Annotated in this window: 12 protein-coding genes; 5 read left to right on the forward strand and 7 right to left on the reverse strand. The window is 63.7% G+C overall.

All coding sequences use genetic code 11. The features are described 5' to 3' along the window. The coding region (locus tag VMA74_RS09915) for an ESPR-type extended signal peptide-containing protein (RefSeq protein WP_325366564.1) at nt 1-2,297 on the reverse strand (2,297 nt) is incomplete at its 3' end. Nucleotides 2,298-2,350: 53 nt separating this feature from the next. Between VMA74_RS09915 and VMA74_RS09920 the strand changes: the two genes are divergently transcribed. Next, complete coding sequence (locus VMA74_RS09920) at nt 2,351-2,551, forward strand: hypothetical protein (RefSeq protein ID WP_325366566.1); 201 nt, start codon at nt 2,351-2,353, stop codon at nt 2,549-2,551. Between the two features lie 291 nt (nt 2,552-2,842). Here VMA74_RS09920 and VMA74_RS09925 read toward each other — a convergent pair whose 3' ends face one another. Together VMA74_RS09925 and VMA74_RS09930 are read right to left on the reverse strand one after the other, a co-directional pair. Then, nucleotides 2,843-4,252 carry an aspartate aminotransferase family protein gene (locus VMA74_RS09925; protein WP_325366568.1) on the reverse strand — a complete coding sequence of 470 codons (1,410 nt, stop codon included), beginning with the start codon at nt 4,250-4,252 and terminating at the stop codon, nt 2,843-2,845. Between the two features lie 131 nt (nt 4,253-4,383). After that, nucleotides 4,384-5,085 (reverse strand): HAD-IB family phosphatase, encoded by a 702-nt coding sequence (locus VMA74_RS09930; protein ID WP_414649596.1) that lies wholly within the window; start codon nt 5,083-5,085, stop codon nt 4,384-4,386. 203 nt (nt 5,086-5,288) lie between these two features. Between VMA74_RS09930 and VMA74_RS09935 the strand changes: the two genes are divergently transcribed. The 4 genes from VMA74_RS09935 (at nt 5,289) to VMA74_RS09950 (ending at nt 9,612) form a co-directional block, all read left to right on the forward strand. Continuing rightward, a complete protein-coding gene (locus tag VMA74_RS09935; RefSeq protein WP_325366572.1) occupies nt 5,289-6,734 on the forward strand; it encodes an efflux transporter outer membrane subunit in 1,446 nt (481 codons plus the stop codon). Next, nucleotides 6,734-7,867 carry an ABC transporter permease gene (locus VMA74_RS09940; protein WP_325366574.1) on the forward strand — a complete coding sequence of 378 codons (1,134 nt, stop codon included), beginning with the start codon at nt 6,734-6,736 and terminating at the stop codon, nt 7,865-7,867. The genes VMA74_RS09935 and VMA74_RS09940 overlap by 1 nt, the downstream gene beginning before the upstream one ends. Nucleotides 7,868-7,881: 14 nt before the next feature. After that, nucleotides 7,882-8,637, forward strand: a complete 756-nt coding sequence (locus VMA74_RS09945) for an ABC transporter ATP-binding protein (RefSeq protein ID WP_325366576.1) — start codon at nt 7,882-7,884, stop codon at nt 8,635-8,637. A 69-nt stretch (nt 8,638-8,706) separates the two neighbouring features. Then, nucleotides 8,707-9,612, forward strand: coding sequence for an efflux RND transporter periplasmic adaptor subunit (locus VMA74_RS09950; protein WP_325366578.1), 906 nt, complete (start codon nt 8,707-8,709; stop codon nt 9,610-9,612). 67 nt (nt 9,613-9,679) lie between these two features. On the opposite strand, the gene VMA74_RS09955 is transcribed toward VMA74_RS09950, so the two are convergent. The 4 genes from VMA74_RS09955 to VMA74_RS09970 are packed head-to-tail and all read right to left on the reverse strand — an operon-like array spanning nt 9,680 to nt 15,903. Beyond that, nucleotides 9,680-10,426 carry a hypothetical protein gene (locus VMA74_RS09955; RefSeq protein ID WP_325366580.1) on the reverse strand — a complete coding sequence of 249 codons (747 nt, stop codon included), beginning with the start codon at nt 10,424-10,426 and terminating at the stop codon, nt 9,680-9,682. A 12-nt stretch (nt 10,427-10,438) separates the two neighbouring features. After that, nucleotides 10,439-10,669, reverse strand: a complete 231-nt coding sequence (locus tag VMA74_RS09960) for a hypothetical protein (protein WP_325366581.1) — start codon at nt 10,667-10,669, stop codon at nt 10,439-10,441. A 13-nt stretch (nt 10,670-10,682) separates the two neighbouring features. Then, complete coding sequence (locus VMA74_RS09965; protein ID WP_325366583.1) at nt 10,683-11,999, reverse strand: glycosyltransferase; 1,317 nt, start codon at nt 11,997-11,999, stop codon at nt 10,683-10,685. Beyond that, nucleotides 11,992-15,903 (reverse strand): amino acid adenylation domain-containing protein, encoded by a 3,912-nt coding sequence (locus VMA74_RS09970; protein ID WP_325366585.1) that lies wholly within the window; start codon nt 15,901-15,903, stop codon nt 11,992-11,994. Before VMA74_RS09970 ends, VMA74_RS09965 begins: the two co-directional genes overlap by 8 nt. Nucleotides 15,904-15,909: the final 6 nt, after the last annotated feature.

Consider the following 15,909-nt stretch of genomic DNA (forward strand, 5'->3'; position numbering starts at 1 on the left):
ATCTGCGTGCTGCCCTCACCCGAGCCCGGCAGGGCCGGATCGACACCGCCACCACCGCCAATCGCGCCATCGGCAATGCCCTGCTCGATCGTACCAACGCGGTCATTGAGGTTGCCGTACTGGTTGCTGAGGAAGTCGTACTGGCTCTGGAAGCTCTGCTGCACGTCGAACAGCTGACCGCCATTGACCGCCTGCATGCTGCCGGAGGCAATCTGGCCAGCCGCCACATTGTTGAGTAGCGTGCCGTTCGAGCCGCCCAGTGTGGCCGAAGCCAGCGAGTGATCGTCGTAGGAGATCACCGTCATCGGATCGCCGGAGGGATCTAACAGGCCGGCCGCCTTCAGCTGGCTCATCGTCACTACATCGTCGTCACCCACACCATTGGCCACGCCGGTAAGGATGCGCATACCGTTGGTACCGGTGAAATCCACCGCCGCACCGCCCGTGCCCGCGCCCACGGTAAGGTTGGCGCCGGCCGAGGCCTGCTGCACCAGACCCACCGAACCGCTGTTGAGCTGATCGGCCAGGCCAGAAATAGCCCCTTCGTTGGTGCTCACGCGGCCGTCGATATGGGTGAACATGTTGCCGATGCCAGTGACGGTGCTGCCATCGGCCAGCGTGTAGGTCGGCGCGGTAATGGAACCATCCGCGTTCACCGTGGCGTTGCCGCCCAGTGCACCGGCCACACTCTCGGATAAACCGTGCAGTTGCGAGCCGTTTATCGCATCCTGGCTGGCCGCCGAAACTTCGCCGTTTTTCAGGCCGGTCAGCGTGCGCGTGCCGGCCGTGCCGGTAAAGTCCACGGCCGCGCCGTCGGTGTTAGCCCCTACCGTCAGGTTCGCGCCTTTGGCGCTCTGTTGCACCAGGCCCACCGTGCCGTCGTCCAGTTGGCTCTGGATGTTGGTGATGGCGTCGGCGTTGTGGGTAACATTCGTGTTAGTGGTGGTCAGGGCGTTGTCCAGCCCGGTCAGTGCACCTTGCAATGTTGTCGACGTACCACCGTTGACGGTCGTGTAGGTAGGGGCCGTAACGAGACCGGTAGTCGGATCGAGTGTTGCACCCAGTGCGGTAAGGGCCGGCTGAAGCTGGCTGACAATCACCGCATCGGTGGCCTGCGTGCCGGCGGCTACGTTGACGATCTGGCGTTGCGTGGTAGTCGAGCCCACCGCGACGGCATTGTTGCGATCTGTCGTCGATTGCGCGCCTAGCGCAACCGAATTGAAAACATCCTCGCCAATCACCGCGCCATTTCCGATTGCAGTCGACAATGTTGCGCCTGCGTTTACCCTCGCATTAGCGCCGATCGCAGTCGAACCACTCGCGGTCGCGTTTGCGTTGGCACCCAAAGCTACAAGATTGCTACCGGATGCCGTTGCACCTGACCCAAGCGCAACACCGGTGCCGTACGCCGCAGCGCCATTACCCAGCGCCATGCCGCCCCCCGTACTATCACTAGCCCCCGTCACATTGGCGCCATTGCCAATTACGACGGCGTTGCTATTAAACGCGCCACCACCAACGGTGCTATCCCGCGCACCGCTGCCCATCACCACCGAGCCGCTGCCGTAAGACATGGCGCCTTCACCGACAGCAACACTCGCTGCTGCGTTGGCGATGCTTGCCTCACCGATCGCAATCGAGTGCAATGCCAAGGCTTGCGCGCCCGACCCCGTCGTGGCGGAACCGCCGATAGCGATGGAGGCTGCACCAGCGGAATGGGAGTTGACTCCAACTGCTGTAGCGCCTGCACCGTTTGCAACAGCGTGGGCGCCCACCGCGGAGGCTTGTGCAGCCGTAGCTTGAGCGCGGTTACCAAAAGCCGAAGCATCTGCGGCATTGGCTACTGTTGTATCGCCGACCGCCGTAGCCCATAACAAGCCCGTTTGAACACCGGTAGCTGATGACACGTTGCCAATGGCGATGTCGCCCTGACCAGTCGCTGTAGCGCCAGCGCCACCAGTTGGCTGAATGGATATACCAGCGCCATTGCTAAAGCCGCCACCCAGAACGCCTACGTCGCCGCCGCTCGAGCTTCCGCCCGTCGACCTGGTGGTTTCGACAGTACAAACGCCTGCCGTATCTAGAGTGCCCGACCGACCATCCGGCATGATGCAAACAGTCGAAGAAGTACTGTCAGCCGCGAACACCGCACCGAACGGCGCGGATGCGGCAAACGCGATAGCAAGCGCGCTCACCAGCGCCTTGCGGGAAGTCTTCTTGCAGCCCTTGGCCAATTCCGAGGCCACGACATATTTACCGCTGGCCGCATTCCAAACAACTTTGTAAATCGTATTCACGTTGTAACCTCTTTCGTGGTCTATGGGTCGCGCCGTATCGGATGGCGCGGCGAATGGGCCGGATCGAAGTCGAAACAACGAATCATTTCCCGATCAACGCATCTTCTTCTCGCAACACGCCATGCGGAAAAGAAAACGGTGGGATGAATACCCGCAAAGCGAAGGCGCCGATGACGCCGGACGCGCGGGTTTTCCCGGCTGCGCTATTTGAACGAAGTGCGCTGTCCGGGGAGCGGATTCAAAACAAAATCTGAAAACAGATTGGCCGGCGGAAGCCTGAGAAGCTCGCCGCGGCACGTGCATGGCGATGTTGGGGTTCGCATACGCTCACCGCCAACCTACGCGGCGGTGTAGGTTGGGGTGAGCTTGCGAACCCCAACATCGCCGTGCCGACGCATAAAAAAACGGCGCCTGAGCGCCGTTGTCAGCTTCCCCTGCATGGGAACGTCGACAAAAAAATATTCGTGTTCGTGTTGCAAAAACTGGCTTGATCGCGACACGCCCTCTCCCTGGAGGGGAGTGGGCGTGTCGCCACGAAGGCAGAATTACATCGCCTTCTTCGCTTTCGTCAGCAACTGGTCGAGCAACACCATGGCCAGATCGATTTCTTCGTAGCTGATTTCGAGCGACGGCGCGAACGTGATGACGTTCTTGTACCAGCCGCCCACGTCCAGCACGAGGCCGATCTTCTTGCCGTTGTGTTCGAGATCCCCAGCGAGGCCGATGTCGACCATCTTGTCCAACAGTGCCCGGTTGGGCGTGAAGCCGTCGTCAGTGCAGATCTCGGCGCGCAATGCCAGACCGAGGCCGTCGACGTCGCCGATCTCCTTGTGGCGCTTTTGCAGATCCTTCAGACCTTCCAGGAAGTAGGCGCCCTTTTCCGGTACGGTTTTTTCGTAATCCAGCTCGTAGCCCATCTTGATCACTTCCAGGCCCAGCGAGGTACCGAGCGGGTTGGAATTGAAGGTGGAATGCGTGGAGCCGGGCGGGAAGATGGTCGGGTTGATCATCTCTTCGCGCGCCCACAGGCCGGAGAGCGGATTCAAGCCGTTGGTGAGCGCCTTGCCGAACACGATGATGTCCGGCGTGACGCCGAAATGCTCGATCGACCACAGTTTGCCGGTGCGCCAGAAACCCATCTGGATTTCATCCACGACCATCAGGATGCCGTATTGATCCAGCACCTTCTTCAGATCCTTGAAGAAATTGCGCGGCGGCACGACGTAGCCGCCGGTGCCCTGGATCGGCTCCACGTAGAAGGCGGCATATTCGGCCTGGTTCACCTTTGGATCCCACACGCCGTTGTATTCGGTTTCGAACAGGCGCGCGAACTGGCGCACGCAATGATCGGAATATTCCTCCGGCGTCATACCCTTCGGACGGCGGAACGGATACGGGAACGGGATGAACATCGCGCGTTCGCCGAAGTGGCCGAAGCGGCGGCGATAGCGATAGCTGGAGGTGATCGAGGAAGCGCCCAGCGTGCGGCCGTGATAGCCGCCTTCGAAGGCGAACATCAGGCTCTTGCCGTTCTTGTAGTTGCGCACCAGCTTGAGCGAATCTTCCACCGCCTGCGCGCCGCCTACGTTGAAATGCACGCGGCCTTTCAAGCCGAACTTCTTCTGCGCATCGACGGCGATGGTCTTGGCCAGCTCGATGCGCGTCTGGTGCAGGTATTGGCTGGCGACTTGCGGCAGCACGTCGATCTGATGCTTCAGCGTGTCGTTGAGGCGCTTGTTGCCGTAGCCGAAGTTGACGGCCGAATACCACATCTGCAGATCCAGGAACGGCACGCCAGCCGTGTCGTACATGTAGCTGCCCTGGCCGTGGCGGAAGATCTTGGGCGGATCGACGTAGTGCACGGTGTCGCCGAAGGAGCTGTATTGGGCTTCGTCGGCGAGCAGTTGCTCATCGGGGATGACGTAGTTGGCGGCGTTGGGGTCGTAGGTATTCATGAAAGATGGGAAGTTGGAGGAATCTGTCGGATGCTCGCGCCTGCCGCGCCGTCATTCCGGCGAAAGCCGGAATGACGAGGTAGGGAATCGAACATCATGAAGTGCAGAACAGGAATGCTCTGCCGTAGGTCTTAAAAATTGGACGCCGCCGGCAACACCCGCGGCGCATGCTCCTCGAGCAAGCTGCCATCCAGCAGACGCGGCAGCAGCTCCAGCGCATCCTCGAAACCGGTGATCGGCACATACGGAATGCCGGAAGCGCGGCAATGCTCGATCAAACGATGCTTGGCGAACACGAAATCCACCTGGTCGGCCGCACAGAAATCCGAAGCGCCATCGCCGATCAGCAGCGTCTTGCCACCGTCGACGCGCGCCTGCGCCACGCACGCGCACTTGCAGGTACCACTGCGGCAACCTTCGCTCTGGAACGGCGAAGTGAGCTGCCATTGACGCGGCGGCACGCCCGGCGCCAGATGGTTGGCGGCCAGCGGGAGATTATCCAAACCGTAGCGTCCAAGAATTCGATGAATGGCGTAGTCGAGGCCATCGCTGACAATGCGCATCGGCGTGCCCAGCTGCACCGTGCGCGCCACGAAAGCGGGAAACGCGTGGTCGATCCACAAGCCATCCAGATGCTCGTCCAGGTCGTCGCGGCCCACATCAAGCAAGGCCACCTGGCCGCTCATGCATTCGCGCGAACCGATGCGCCCGGCGCGCCAGTCCTGCTCCAACGCTTCCCAGCCAGGGCGGCCGAAACGATCCAGCAGCGAATCGATCACGTCCTCGACGGAGATGGTTCCATCGAAGTCGCACAGGATGTTCCAAGCAGCCACTCGCACCCACTCCCACACAAGACGAAACGCATCTTGGCGAGATACCCCTTTCGGTCGCCTTTCCATGGTTTCCGGCTTGTTTTCATGTCAAGCCGTCTTAGGGCCTGACGCCGGGAAGACCTGGCACACTGGGTTTGTCAGCCAAATGTCGGTTCGAGCCGCTATGCTTAGCTATTGCACGCCTTTATAACGGTCCCCAGCCCGTGCACGATTCCGCACCGCGTCACGCCCTTCCTGCCCTAAGCCTGCTCGCCGCGCTGGCACTGACCGCGCTGGCCGGCTGCGCTGCCTCTTTGCCGGCCCTGCAGCCACCGGTACCGCAGGCTTGGCGCAACGCGCCCGTAGCGACCGCCCCGAGCCCAGCAAAACCGGACCTCACCCGCTGGTGGCTGGCCTTCAACGACCCTGAATTGAACGCGCTGGTGAAACGCGCGCTGGACAACAACCTGGACCTCAAGGCCGCCACCGAGCGGCTGCTCGCGGTGCGTACGCTGTACCGGCATACCGACGACAAGTTCCTGCCCAACCTGACGCTCGACACCAACCAGGTGATCGAGCCGGACGCCAGCGCCTCCTATTTCATCGTGGGCTTCGATGCGCTGTGGGAAATGCCGTTTTTCGGTGCATTGAAAAGCACCCATCGGCTCGCCGCCGGCAATCTCGACGCGGCCCGCGCAGACTTGCAGAGTGCTTACGTCACCCTGGTGGCCGAAGTGGCTCGATGCTGGATTGCGCTGCGCTCCGCCCAGCAGCAGGCGGCATTGCTGACCGCCGTGCGCGATGCGAACCGCGAAAAGCTGCATCTGCTCGAAGTGCGCGCAAACCTGAAGCTGGTCGCACCCACCGACGTCGCTTCGGCCAAGGCCGAGCTGGCCCGTTCCGAGATGGCGCTGGCCGATCCGCAGCGCGCCATCAATGCGAATGCCCAGCAGTTGGCGGTGCTGCTCGGCCAAAGTGAACCCGATCCGGCCTGGCTGGAAGGCGGCACCCAGCCGCAGTTGGGCGATTGGCGGATGACGCATGCGCCGGCCGACCTGTTGCGCACACGGCCGGAGATCGCCGCGGCCGAAGCCCAGGTGCTGCGCGCGGCCGGTGAAGCGGGGATCGCGCAGGCCGATGTCTACCCGCATATCGGGCTGGGCGCCTCGCTGGACATGTCGGTGAATCTGTTCAGCCATCACAATTTCATCCGCTCCGGCGACGGCATCTTCTCGGTCGGCCCGGTAGTCAACATGCCGCTGTTCGACTGGGGCATGCGCATGGCCCGTGCCCGCGCGCAACGGCATGGATTGCGCGCGGCGGTATATGCCTATCGCCAAGCCGTGCTGCAAGGCGTCGCCGAAACGGAAACCGCGATGGGCGACCTGCGGCAGGCGCACTCGCGCGAAACCTTGGCCGAGCACGCAGCACAAGCGCTCGATGGCAACGTGACCGCCCTGGACAAGCGCCGCAGCCTCGGCCTTTCCAGCACACTGGAACTGCAAGACGCGGTGATCGCCCAACAGAATGCACAGCTTGCCGTGGTCTCCGCGCGCGCCGAACGCGATCTCGCCTACGTGTCGCTGTACAAGGCACTGGGCGGTGCACCGTTGCCGCCGGTCGACGTCGCCGCCGACTACAAGAAGCTTGGCAACCAGGGGGCCAAGTAATGGTGGCGCTGGCACGCAAGACCCTGGTCTACGAGTGGCGCCGTTTTCTGCCGGCGATTCTCGCGGTGGGTTTCGCCAGCCTGCTGCAACTGCTGCAGGCAGCGCTGGTGCTGGGCATCTTCGGTAGTGCCAGCGTGTACATCACCGGCTCCTCCGCCGACCTGTGGGCGGGTTATCCGGGCACGCAGAGCGTGAACCTGGGCCGGCCGATTGGCGAAGACGTCGCGATGCGCCTGCGCATGGACCCGGACGTGGTGAAGGTGGAACCGTTCCGCTGGGTGGATGCCGACTGGCGCGGCCCACACGATACCGGCGGCGTGTCGGTATTCGTTTCCGGCATCGATCCGCGCGCCGATGGCATGATGTTCTCGCGCGCCCTGCCCCCGGCATTGCGCGCGCGCTTGAACGAACCCGGCGCGGTGATCGTGGACAAGGCCGACCTGGACAGCCTCGGCGTCACCATCGGCGACACCGCCGCCATCAACGGCCAGCGCGTAAAAGTCGTCGGCGTGAGCAGCGGCTTGCGTGCACTGGGCGGTGTGAACATCGTCGCCTCGCTGGAAACGGCGCGCGTGCTCGACGTGGCGCCGGAAGACGCGGGCATGATGACCTACTTCGTCGCCAAGCTGCGTCCTGGCGTGCGGCCGAATGCCGCGGCAAAGCGCCTGAATGGTTCGACCGCCTTCGGGCCTTACACCGTTTGGACGGCCAAAAAATTCGCGCGCGAATCGCAGCTGTACTGGATGTTCGACACCGGCGCCGGCGCCGGTGTGCTGTTCCTGGCGGGCATCGTGTTCCTGGTCGGCGCGGTGATCACCAGCCAGACGCTGATCGCCGCGGTGATCGGCTCGATCCGCGAATACGCCACCTTGAACGCATTGGGCGTCGGCCGCGGTTCGCTGCGCAAGGTAGTGATGGAGCAAGCGTTCTGGGTCGGCGCGTTGGGATTGCTATGCAGCGTGGTGATCGGGGCGATCCTGCTGGTGATTGCACGCAATCGCAGCGTACCGATGGAGATGCGTCCGCTCACTGCCGTGGCCTGCCTCACGCTGAGCATGGCGCTGGCGATCGTGTCCGGGCTGGCTTCCGTGCGCAGCCTGCGCCGCGCCGATCCGGCGAGTCTGCTGAGATAAGAGCCTATCCAAGCATGTCCACCTCAGTTTCGACATCACCCACCAACACCGTCACGCTGCAGGCGCGCAGCGTGCGCAAGACCTTCGTATCCGGCCATATCGAAAGCATCGTGCTGCACGACCTCACGCTGGACGTGCATGCCGGCGCGCTCACGCTGATTTCCGGCCCTTCCGGCTGCGGCAAGAGCACGTTGCTGGCCATCCTGAGCGGCCTGCAGCCGGCCGATGGCGGCGACGTGCGTGCGCTCGGCCATGCGTTGAGCGGCCTCAGCATGCGCCAGCTGGAATCGTTCCGCCTGCAGCACACCGGTTTCGTGTTCCAGGGCTTCAACCTGTTCCCCGCGCTTACCGCGCTGGAACAGGTGGAACTGCCGCTGAGCTACATGGGTCTGGCCAAGGACGTGGTGCGCCAGCGCGCGGTGGAATCGCTGGAAGAAGTCGGTCTGGGTCCGCGCATGCGGCTGCTGCCATCGGAACTGTCGGGTGGCGAGAAGCAGCGCGTCGCCATCGCCCGTGCCCTGGCCAAGCGTCCCGAATTGCTGTTCGCCGACGAACCCACCAGCGCGCTGGATGCCGCCAACGGGCAGATCGTGATCGACATCCTGCATCGCATCGCCCGCACGCATGGCACCACCGTGCTGTGCGTCAGCCACGATCCGCGTCTGGTGCATCACGCCGACCGCGTGCTGGCGATGGAAGACGGTCGCATTCTGAGCGACCATGTGCCGCCCGCAGCTTCCGTTGCCGTCCCTCTTCGGGGAGAGGATTAAGGTGAACGGGCGAATCGTGCCACAAGCTGCCTCTTCTTCAGGACTCCATCGTTCTTCAGGACCCCATGCATGACCCTGCGTGATCTGCGCCTTCCGCTCACCCTGCTTGCCGTAGCGCTCTTGGCCGGCTGTTCGCACGACGACGCTCCGGGAGCGCCCAGCGCAGCCGCGTCCCCCGCTTACGCGGCCATCGCGCGCGGGCGCATCGACATCGAAGGCGGCTTGCTCAAACTCACCATGCCCGCCGAAGGCGTAATTGCGCAGGTCGATGTGCACGAAGGTGAGCATGTGCACAAGGGACAACTACTGGCGCAGCTCGAACTCGAACCAGCCAAGCTCGCGCTGGATACGGCCGTGGCCGAACAGCAGCAAGCCGCAGCACAGATCGGTGCCCGCGAAGAACGCGCCAGGTCGGCCGCACTGCGTGCCTCGCGCCTGGAGCAAGCTGCCAAGGCCGGTGCCGGCGACGTGCAGAGCGCGGACGATGCACGCGAGGCCGCCCAACAGGCGCAGGTCGAATTGAACAACGCGCGCGCTACGGCCGCGCTGGCGGCGCAAAAAGTGGCCGGCGCCCGTTACCAGTTGCAACTGCGCAGCCTGCATGCACCCGTGGATGGCCAGATCGTGCAGCGCATGGTGCAACCCGGCGCATCGGTATCGCCGGCGACCGGCCCCATCTTCGTGATGCTGCCTGACTCGCCGCGCATCGTGCGCGCGGAACTCAATGAGTCATTTGTCGGCGTGGTGCACGACGGCATGGTCGCGGAAGTGGATGACGACGGCGGCAGCGGCATGCCGCCGATGAAGGCGCACGTGCTACGCATCGGCAACGTGTTCGGCGCCAGCACGCTGGAAGACGATCCGCAGGTGCGCGCCAACACGCGTTCGGTGCAATGCATCCTGACCTTCGATCAGCCGCCTTCGACACCGCTGCGCATCGGCCAGCGGGTACTGGTGAAGTTTGCGCCGAAATAACCGCGACGCGTGAGAGGTAGGCTGGGATGAAATCCCGGCTTTCGTGTGCAATGACGAGGCAGAGATTTCATCCCAGCCTCCGTAGCCTTGCACGATGAAGGGCTGACTTCGACGGGCCGACCTTGCTTCCGGCATGCGCGGACCGCGTGCAGAATGCCGCGATCCGCGCATGCCTGCTCTCGAACGTACCCAACGCGCCACGTCGTCCATCCACGTAGCCGACAGCGATCGCAACGAGCTTGCGCAGTTTCTGCGGCTCGAACAGCATCACGCACAGCGCCCAGTGGATCGCCAACGGGCCGCTCAGCCAATACAGCGACCATTTCGATCGATAGAGCCGTAACGCGTGGACGGCATTGCGCGTACCGTAGTAGCGTCGCCATGCCGCATGGTGGGTGGCGAATAGCTTGCCGTGCCGCTCGATGTGGCCGGTCGTCTGCCGCATCGTCACCGCGGTATTCATGTAAACCGGAACGCCCATGCTGGTCGCGCGCAAGCCATATTCAACGTCGACGGATTCGATGAAATAGTCTTCTCGAAAGGCGCCCAACGTGCGGTAAGCCTGTGCGGAGATGGCCGAGCCGGACGAGATCACGAACAGCGTGGGAAACAGGCCCTCGGTTGCTTCATCGATGCGGAACGGCTTGGGAAACCGCGAGCCAGGCGGCGTCACCGGCATGCATCGCTGCAGATGGATCTCGTAGATCTTGGGGCCCACGATGAAGGTATCGGTATCGAGGGTCGCGCATGCCTTCATCATCTCGACGAAGAACGACTCATCGATATCCGAGTCCTGATCGAGCAGGAAAATCACCTCGCAACCACGCTACAGCAGCAGCTCGGCGCCGCGGTTGTAGGCACCGGCCAATCCACCTTGATTGCCATTGACGACCACGGTGGCGCCGTTGCGCCGCAAGGAGTCGTATAACGCTGCATCCGGTTCTGGCGAATTGTCGATCGCGATGACATCTCGACACAGCGCCATCGCCTTGCGGAGATTGCCCACGAACTGCGCCGTGGGCTGGTAGAGCACAAAAATCAGGCCGAAGCTTGCCATGCGCGCCACTGCGTCAACCCACGTTGCGCAACGGTTCGATCGCCGGTTCATCGGCGATCGGCGCCAGATAGCCCCAGGCTTGCAGGCAACGCAGTGCGCTGCCCACGCCGTCTTCCGCCCGCACACGTTCGCCCAATGTAGTGGCGGCTCGACGCATGGGTTCCTGCATCGCGCTGTGGATGGCATTCGCCAACGCTTCCTCGCTCAGCTGCTTGCGATCCAGCGCGGGGGGCGCCACGTCTTCGCGCTGCAGGCAGCGCGCCCAGAACGGCTGGTCGCCGTAGAACGGCATGATCACCGAGGGAATGCCGGCGCGCACGGCCGCCGCGGTGGTGCCGGCGCCGCCGTGATGCACCGCGGCCGCCATGCGCGGAAACAGCCAATCATGCGGCGCGCTGCGGGTGAAAAAAATCTGCTCGTCGTGCACGCCTTCTTCTCCCTCCAGGCCACCCCAGCCGGTGGCCAGCACCGCGCGCTGCCCGCTGCGGCGCACGGCCTGGCGCACGATGGCGGTGAACTGTTCCGCGTCCGTGCTCACCATGCTGCCGAAGCCGATATAGACCGGCTTGGGGCCCGCATCGATAAACGCGTGCAAGGCATCGGGCGCCCGCCATTCGGGCTGGTCGAGAAACCAGTAGCCGGTGATCTGCGCGGTATCCGGCCAATCCGCCGGCCGCGGCACCACGTGCTCGCTGAAGCCGTACAGCACGCGATGCTGCTGGTTGTGGAAATACGGCCCGTACCAGGGATATGTCGGCAAGCCCAGCTGCGGACGCACGATGTCGTTGATGGCCGGCTTCATCACGTACCACACCAAAAGGCGCAACACGTTGTACGCCGCCATGTTCAGGGCGGGCGGCAGCTTGCGTCCACCGACCAGCACCAGCGGCGGCATATGTCGCGAGGGTGTAAGCGGTTGCAATTGCGCGCCGACGAATGGAATGTTGCGCGCTTCGGCCACCGCCTTGGCCAGCAAGGTGCTGTTGGCGACGCCGATCAGCAAACCGGCGCCTTCCGCAGCCGCCAGGCCTTCCGCCGCCCAGCGCGTGGCCCATTCGCTGTAGAACTGGCGGGACATGCGTGCCATCGCCCGCATGTCCAGTCCCTGCTCGACAATGTCGCGATTGGCATCGAGTAGCGTCTGGAAGTTCGCGGTCAGCGGACGAAACGCCAAGCCCGCCGCGCGTACCATGCCTTCAAAGTTGTCGCTGGTGACGATACGCACCGGATAGCCGGCGCGCTGCAAGCCGACACCCAGGGCGACGCAAGGACGTATATCCCCTTGCGTGCCGATGGTGAAGATCGCGATGGGTGCGCTGGACTCAGGCATACGCAGCCATGCTCCCTGCATGCGCATGATCGGACGCTTTACGCGCAGCGGGCACAGGTGCAGTCCGCGCCGGCGGCAGTGCATGCAGCCGCTGCATCACCAGCCGCCCGATCTGTGCGGCGGCTACAGGGTCCAGCATCGCCTGGTGATGGCTCGCGATCTCGTGCACGTCCAGCCGGCCATCGACATACGGATGCCAGGCTTCGGGCCGGTCATACAGTTGTGCGTTCAGGTCGACATCTTCTTTCAGCGCTGCGCGGAAGAACATGACGTCGGCATCGATCGGACGCGGCACGTGCTTGCGCGCAAGCCGCAGATTGTTGAGCGTGACGGCGGATACGTGCTCGACCAAGGACGGATGGCTGCGGGAAATTTCCTGCACCAGCGGCATGCTGAATACGCCGTACTCCTTGCACAGCAAGTCGGTCAAGGCATGCAGGTCGGCCGGCGGATGTTGCGCGTGGCGATGGAAACCCAGGAAGCGCAGGATGGCTTTGATTTCCTCCGCTGGATCGGTGTCCGGCAGGGCGCCGTTCACCACGAACGGATAGGCATCGAGCAGGGCGAGAAATTCCACGCGCTGCCCGTGCGTTTGCAGTTGCGCGGTGATCTCGTGCGCGATCAACCCGCCCAGCGACCAGCCAAGCAAGCGGTACGGACCTTCCGGCTGGATGCGCCGGATCTGCGCCAGATAGTCGCTGGCCATTTGCGCGATATGACCGGGCAGCGTCGCACCGCCGCGCAATCCGTTCGACTGCAGGCCGTACACCGGCAGCTTGTCGTCCAGGTGGCGCAACAAGCCGGTATATCCCCACCCCAATCCCACCGCCGGATGAACGCAAAACAAGGGCCGCTCGTGATGCGACACGCGCAGCGGCAGCACCACGCCCAATGGATCGCTCTTGCTTTCGGCACGCTGCAGATACGCGGCAAGGCCGGCGATGGTCGAGGCTTCGAACAGGCTGGCGAGCGGCAGATCCATGCCGAAATACTCGGGGAAACGCGCGATCATTTCCGCCGCGCTCAACGAATCGCCGCCGAGCTGGAAGAAGTTGTCGTGCAAACCGACCCGTTCCACGCCCAGCACTTCCTGCCACAGCTTGGCCAGTTTCTTTTCGACCTCCGTGCTCGGCGCGGCATACGCCACCTGCTGCATGCGCACGGGCGCCGGCAGCGCCTTGCGATCCAGTTTGCCGGTCGGCGTCAGCGGCAGCGCGTCCAGTGCCACGAAGTGCGTGGGGAGCATGTATTCCGGCAAGAACGCAGCCAAGTCGCGGCGCAGCGGGTCACCGTGCAGCGACTGTCCTTCACGCATTACCACGTAGCCGACCAGTACTACGCCGCCATCTTCTTCCCGATGGGCCGCCACCGCAGCGGCGGCCACGGTGGCGTGCCGGGCCAGCTGGCATTCGATCTCACCCAGTTCGACGCGGTGGCCGCGGATCTTCACCTGGCCATCCGCACGCCCGACGAAATGCAGCAAGCCCTGCTCGTCCCAGTACACCAGGTCGCCGGTGCGGTACATGCGGCTACCATCGTGGGCGAACGGATCAGCCAGAAACCTTGCCTCCGTCAGCTGGTGATGGTTGAGATAGCCTTTCGCCACGCCCGCACCGGCGATGTAGAGCTCGCCAATGGCGCCCGTCTGCACGAGCTGCTGATGTTGATCGAGCACATACAGCCGTGTATTGAGAATAGGACGTCCAATCGGCGGCGCCGTTGTATTCACCTCCTTCAACTCGATGGCAGTGGATAGAACCGTGGTTTCGGTGGGGCCGTAAAGCTGCGTCACGCGCGCTGCGCGCTGCAGCAGCGTGGCTGCCAGCTCCGCGCTCAGAGCTTCGCCACCCACCAGCACATGCAGGTGTTGCAGATGCGCCCCCGCACTGGTCAGCAGTACGCGCCACAACGACGGCGTCGCCCACATGTGGGTGGCGCGATGCTGTTGCAGCAGACGCAGCAAGGCAGGCGGCTGGCGGACCGTTTCGCTGCCCGCTATCACCACGCTTGCGCCCGCGGTGAGCGGCAGGAAGCGCTCCAGCAAGGCGATGTCGAACACCATGGTGGCGATGGCCAGAAAGCGGTTGCTCGGCGCCAGGGCAAGCTGCGCACGCATGCCTTGCAACAGATTGCATAGATTGCGATGCGAGACTTCCACGCCCTTGGGCCGGCCGGTCGAACCAGAGGTATAGAGCACGTAAGCGGTGCCGTCGGGTTGTGACAGATCCGGTTCGTCCGCATCCGCATCCAGCTCGATATCGATATCCTCCGGATGCAACAGCAACATGCCGCCCAGCCCGAAGCGTTCGCATAGCGCGGGCGCGGCGACCAAGGCAATCGGCGCCGCATCCTTCAGCATCATGGCGATGCGTTCCGCCGGGCCGTCGGGGTCGATCGGCAGGAACGCTGCGCCGGTGCGCATGATCGCCAGCAGCACCACCAGCCATTGCTCGCTGCGCGGAAGCATGACCGCCACCACGTCGCCGGGCAGCACGCCATCGGCAATCAGTTGCCGCGCCTGCTGCACGCTGCGTTCGTGCAGTTGACGGTACGTGACCACGAGATCCTCAAACAGCACGCCCGCTGCAGCGGGCGTCGTCTGCGCATGCCGCGCGATCAGCGCCGGCACGCTCTCCGGCGCGATGGGCGCCGCCGTGTCGTTCCATGCATGCAGCAGGCGCCCGCGCTCCTCGGCGCCGAGGATGTCGAGCTGGCCAAGCGGGCGATCCGGTTCGCGCAATACGCCCTCCACCAGCAGGGCCAGACGCCGGCGGTGCTCATCCAGATCCGCGACGCTGTACAGCACCGGATTGGCGTCGAGGTCGAAACGCAATTCGCTGCCATCGCCGCGATCATAGATAAACAGGGTCAGGTCCTCGCCGGAACCGTTCGACACGTTGTGCGAAATCACGCGAGCACCGGCAAACGTGAGCTGATAATCGAACGGCTCGATGTTCACACCCAGCCACGCGATGTGCTTGCCCTGCCCGATCAGATTCAGGTCACGGCGCAGATCCTCGTAGCGATACTGCTGGTGGCGCAGTGCCTGCCTCACCGTTTGCGCCACCTGGGCGAACAGGTCGACGGGGGTGGTAGCGGGCGTAAAACTCAGGCGAATGGCCACGATGTTGGCGACCATGCCCGGCGCTTTACGCAAGGCTGCATTGATGCGCCCGGAAACGGGCATGCCGATCACCAGATCGTGCGCGCCGGTGGCGCGGTGATAGTACGCAGCCACCAGCGCAATCAAGAGTTGCGGCAGGCTGGTGGAGGTCTGCTTGCCCAGCTCACGCAGTTGCCGCACCGTGTCGACTGACAAGTGACCCGTGCTGCGTTGCAAGCCGCCCATGCTGCTGTGTGGGCCTTGGCGCGACAGTGACACGGCATCCGGCAAATCGGCCAGTTTTTCCTTCCAGTAGTCCCGATCGCGCTGCAACCGATCCGATTCGCGGTACGCCGCCTCGGCTTCGATCAGTTCTTGCAACGATCCGAACTCGCAAGCCGCAGGCTCGCGCCCTTCCACGTAGGCGGTGTAGAGCTCCGCCAACCGCCGCGCGATCATGCCGCCGCTGTAGCCGTCGTAGATCACGTGATGTGCGCGTTGGTACCAGTAATAGCGATCCTCGGCGGCCTTGAACAAGGCGCTGACCCACAATGGATCGTTGGCCAGGTCGACGGGACGGCTGAGCTCTTCCATCATCCATGCTTCCGCGGCCGCGCGTGGATTGGCGTCGTGGCTGAGGTCCAGATACGGAAACTCGCCGTGATAAACCGGCCGCACGATCTGCTGCGGGCGGCCCTGATGCTCGATCACGCTGACGCGCAAGGTTTCGGCTTCGCGAGTGAGCTGCCATAGCGCGCGCATGAACAGATCGGGCTGCACGGGACCGCAAATTTCCAGCATCTCGGC

The organism is Dyella sp. (assembly GCF_035508675.1).
Classification (GTDB): domain Bacteria; phylum Pseudomonadota; class Gammaproteobacteria; order Xanthomonadales; family Rhodanobacteraceae; genus Dyella_B.

What these genes read in the sequence shown, in the direction of transcription:
- VMA74_RS09920 (WP_325366566.1), top strand. Translation starts at nt 2,351, where the DNA reads ATGGGCCGGATCGAAGTCGAAACAACGAATCATTTCCCGATCAACGCA.
- VMA74_RS09925 (WP_325366568.1), bottom strand. Translation starts at nt 4,252, where the DNA reads ATGAATACCTACGACCCCAACGCCGCCAACTACGTCATCCCCGATGAG.
- VMA74_RS09940 (WP_325366574.1), top strand. Translation starts at nt 6,734, where the DNA reads ATGGTGGCGCTGGCACGCAAGACCCTGGTCTACGAGTGGCGCCGTTTT.
- VMA74_RS09945 (WP_325366576.1), top strand. Translation starts at nt 7,882, where the DNA reads ATGTCCACCTCAGTTTCGACATCACCCACCAACACCGTCACGCTGCAG.
- VMA74_RS09950 (WP_325366578.1), top strand. Translation starts at nt 8,707, where the DNA reads ATGACCCTGCGTGATCTGCGCCTTCCGCTCACCCTGCTTGCCGTAGCG.
- VMA74_RS09960 (WP_325366581.1), bottom strand. Translation starts at nt 10,669, where the DNA reads ATGGCAAGCTTCGGCCTGATTTTTGTGCTCTACCAGCCCACGGCGCAG.
- VMA74_RS09965 (WP_325366583.1), bottom strand. Translation starts at nt 11,999, where the DNA reads ATGCCTGAGTCCAGCGCACCCATCGCGATCTTCACCATCGGCACGCAA.
- VMA74_RS09970 (WP_325366585.1), bottom strand. Translation starts at nt 15,903, where the DNA reads ATGCTGGAAATTTGCGGTCCCGTGCAGCCCGATCTGTTCATGCGCGCG.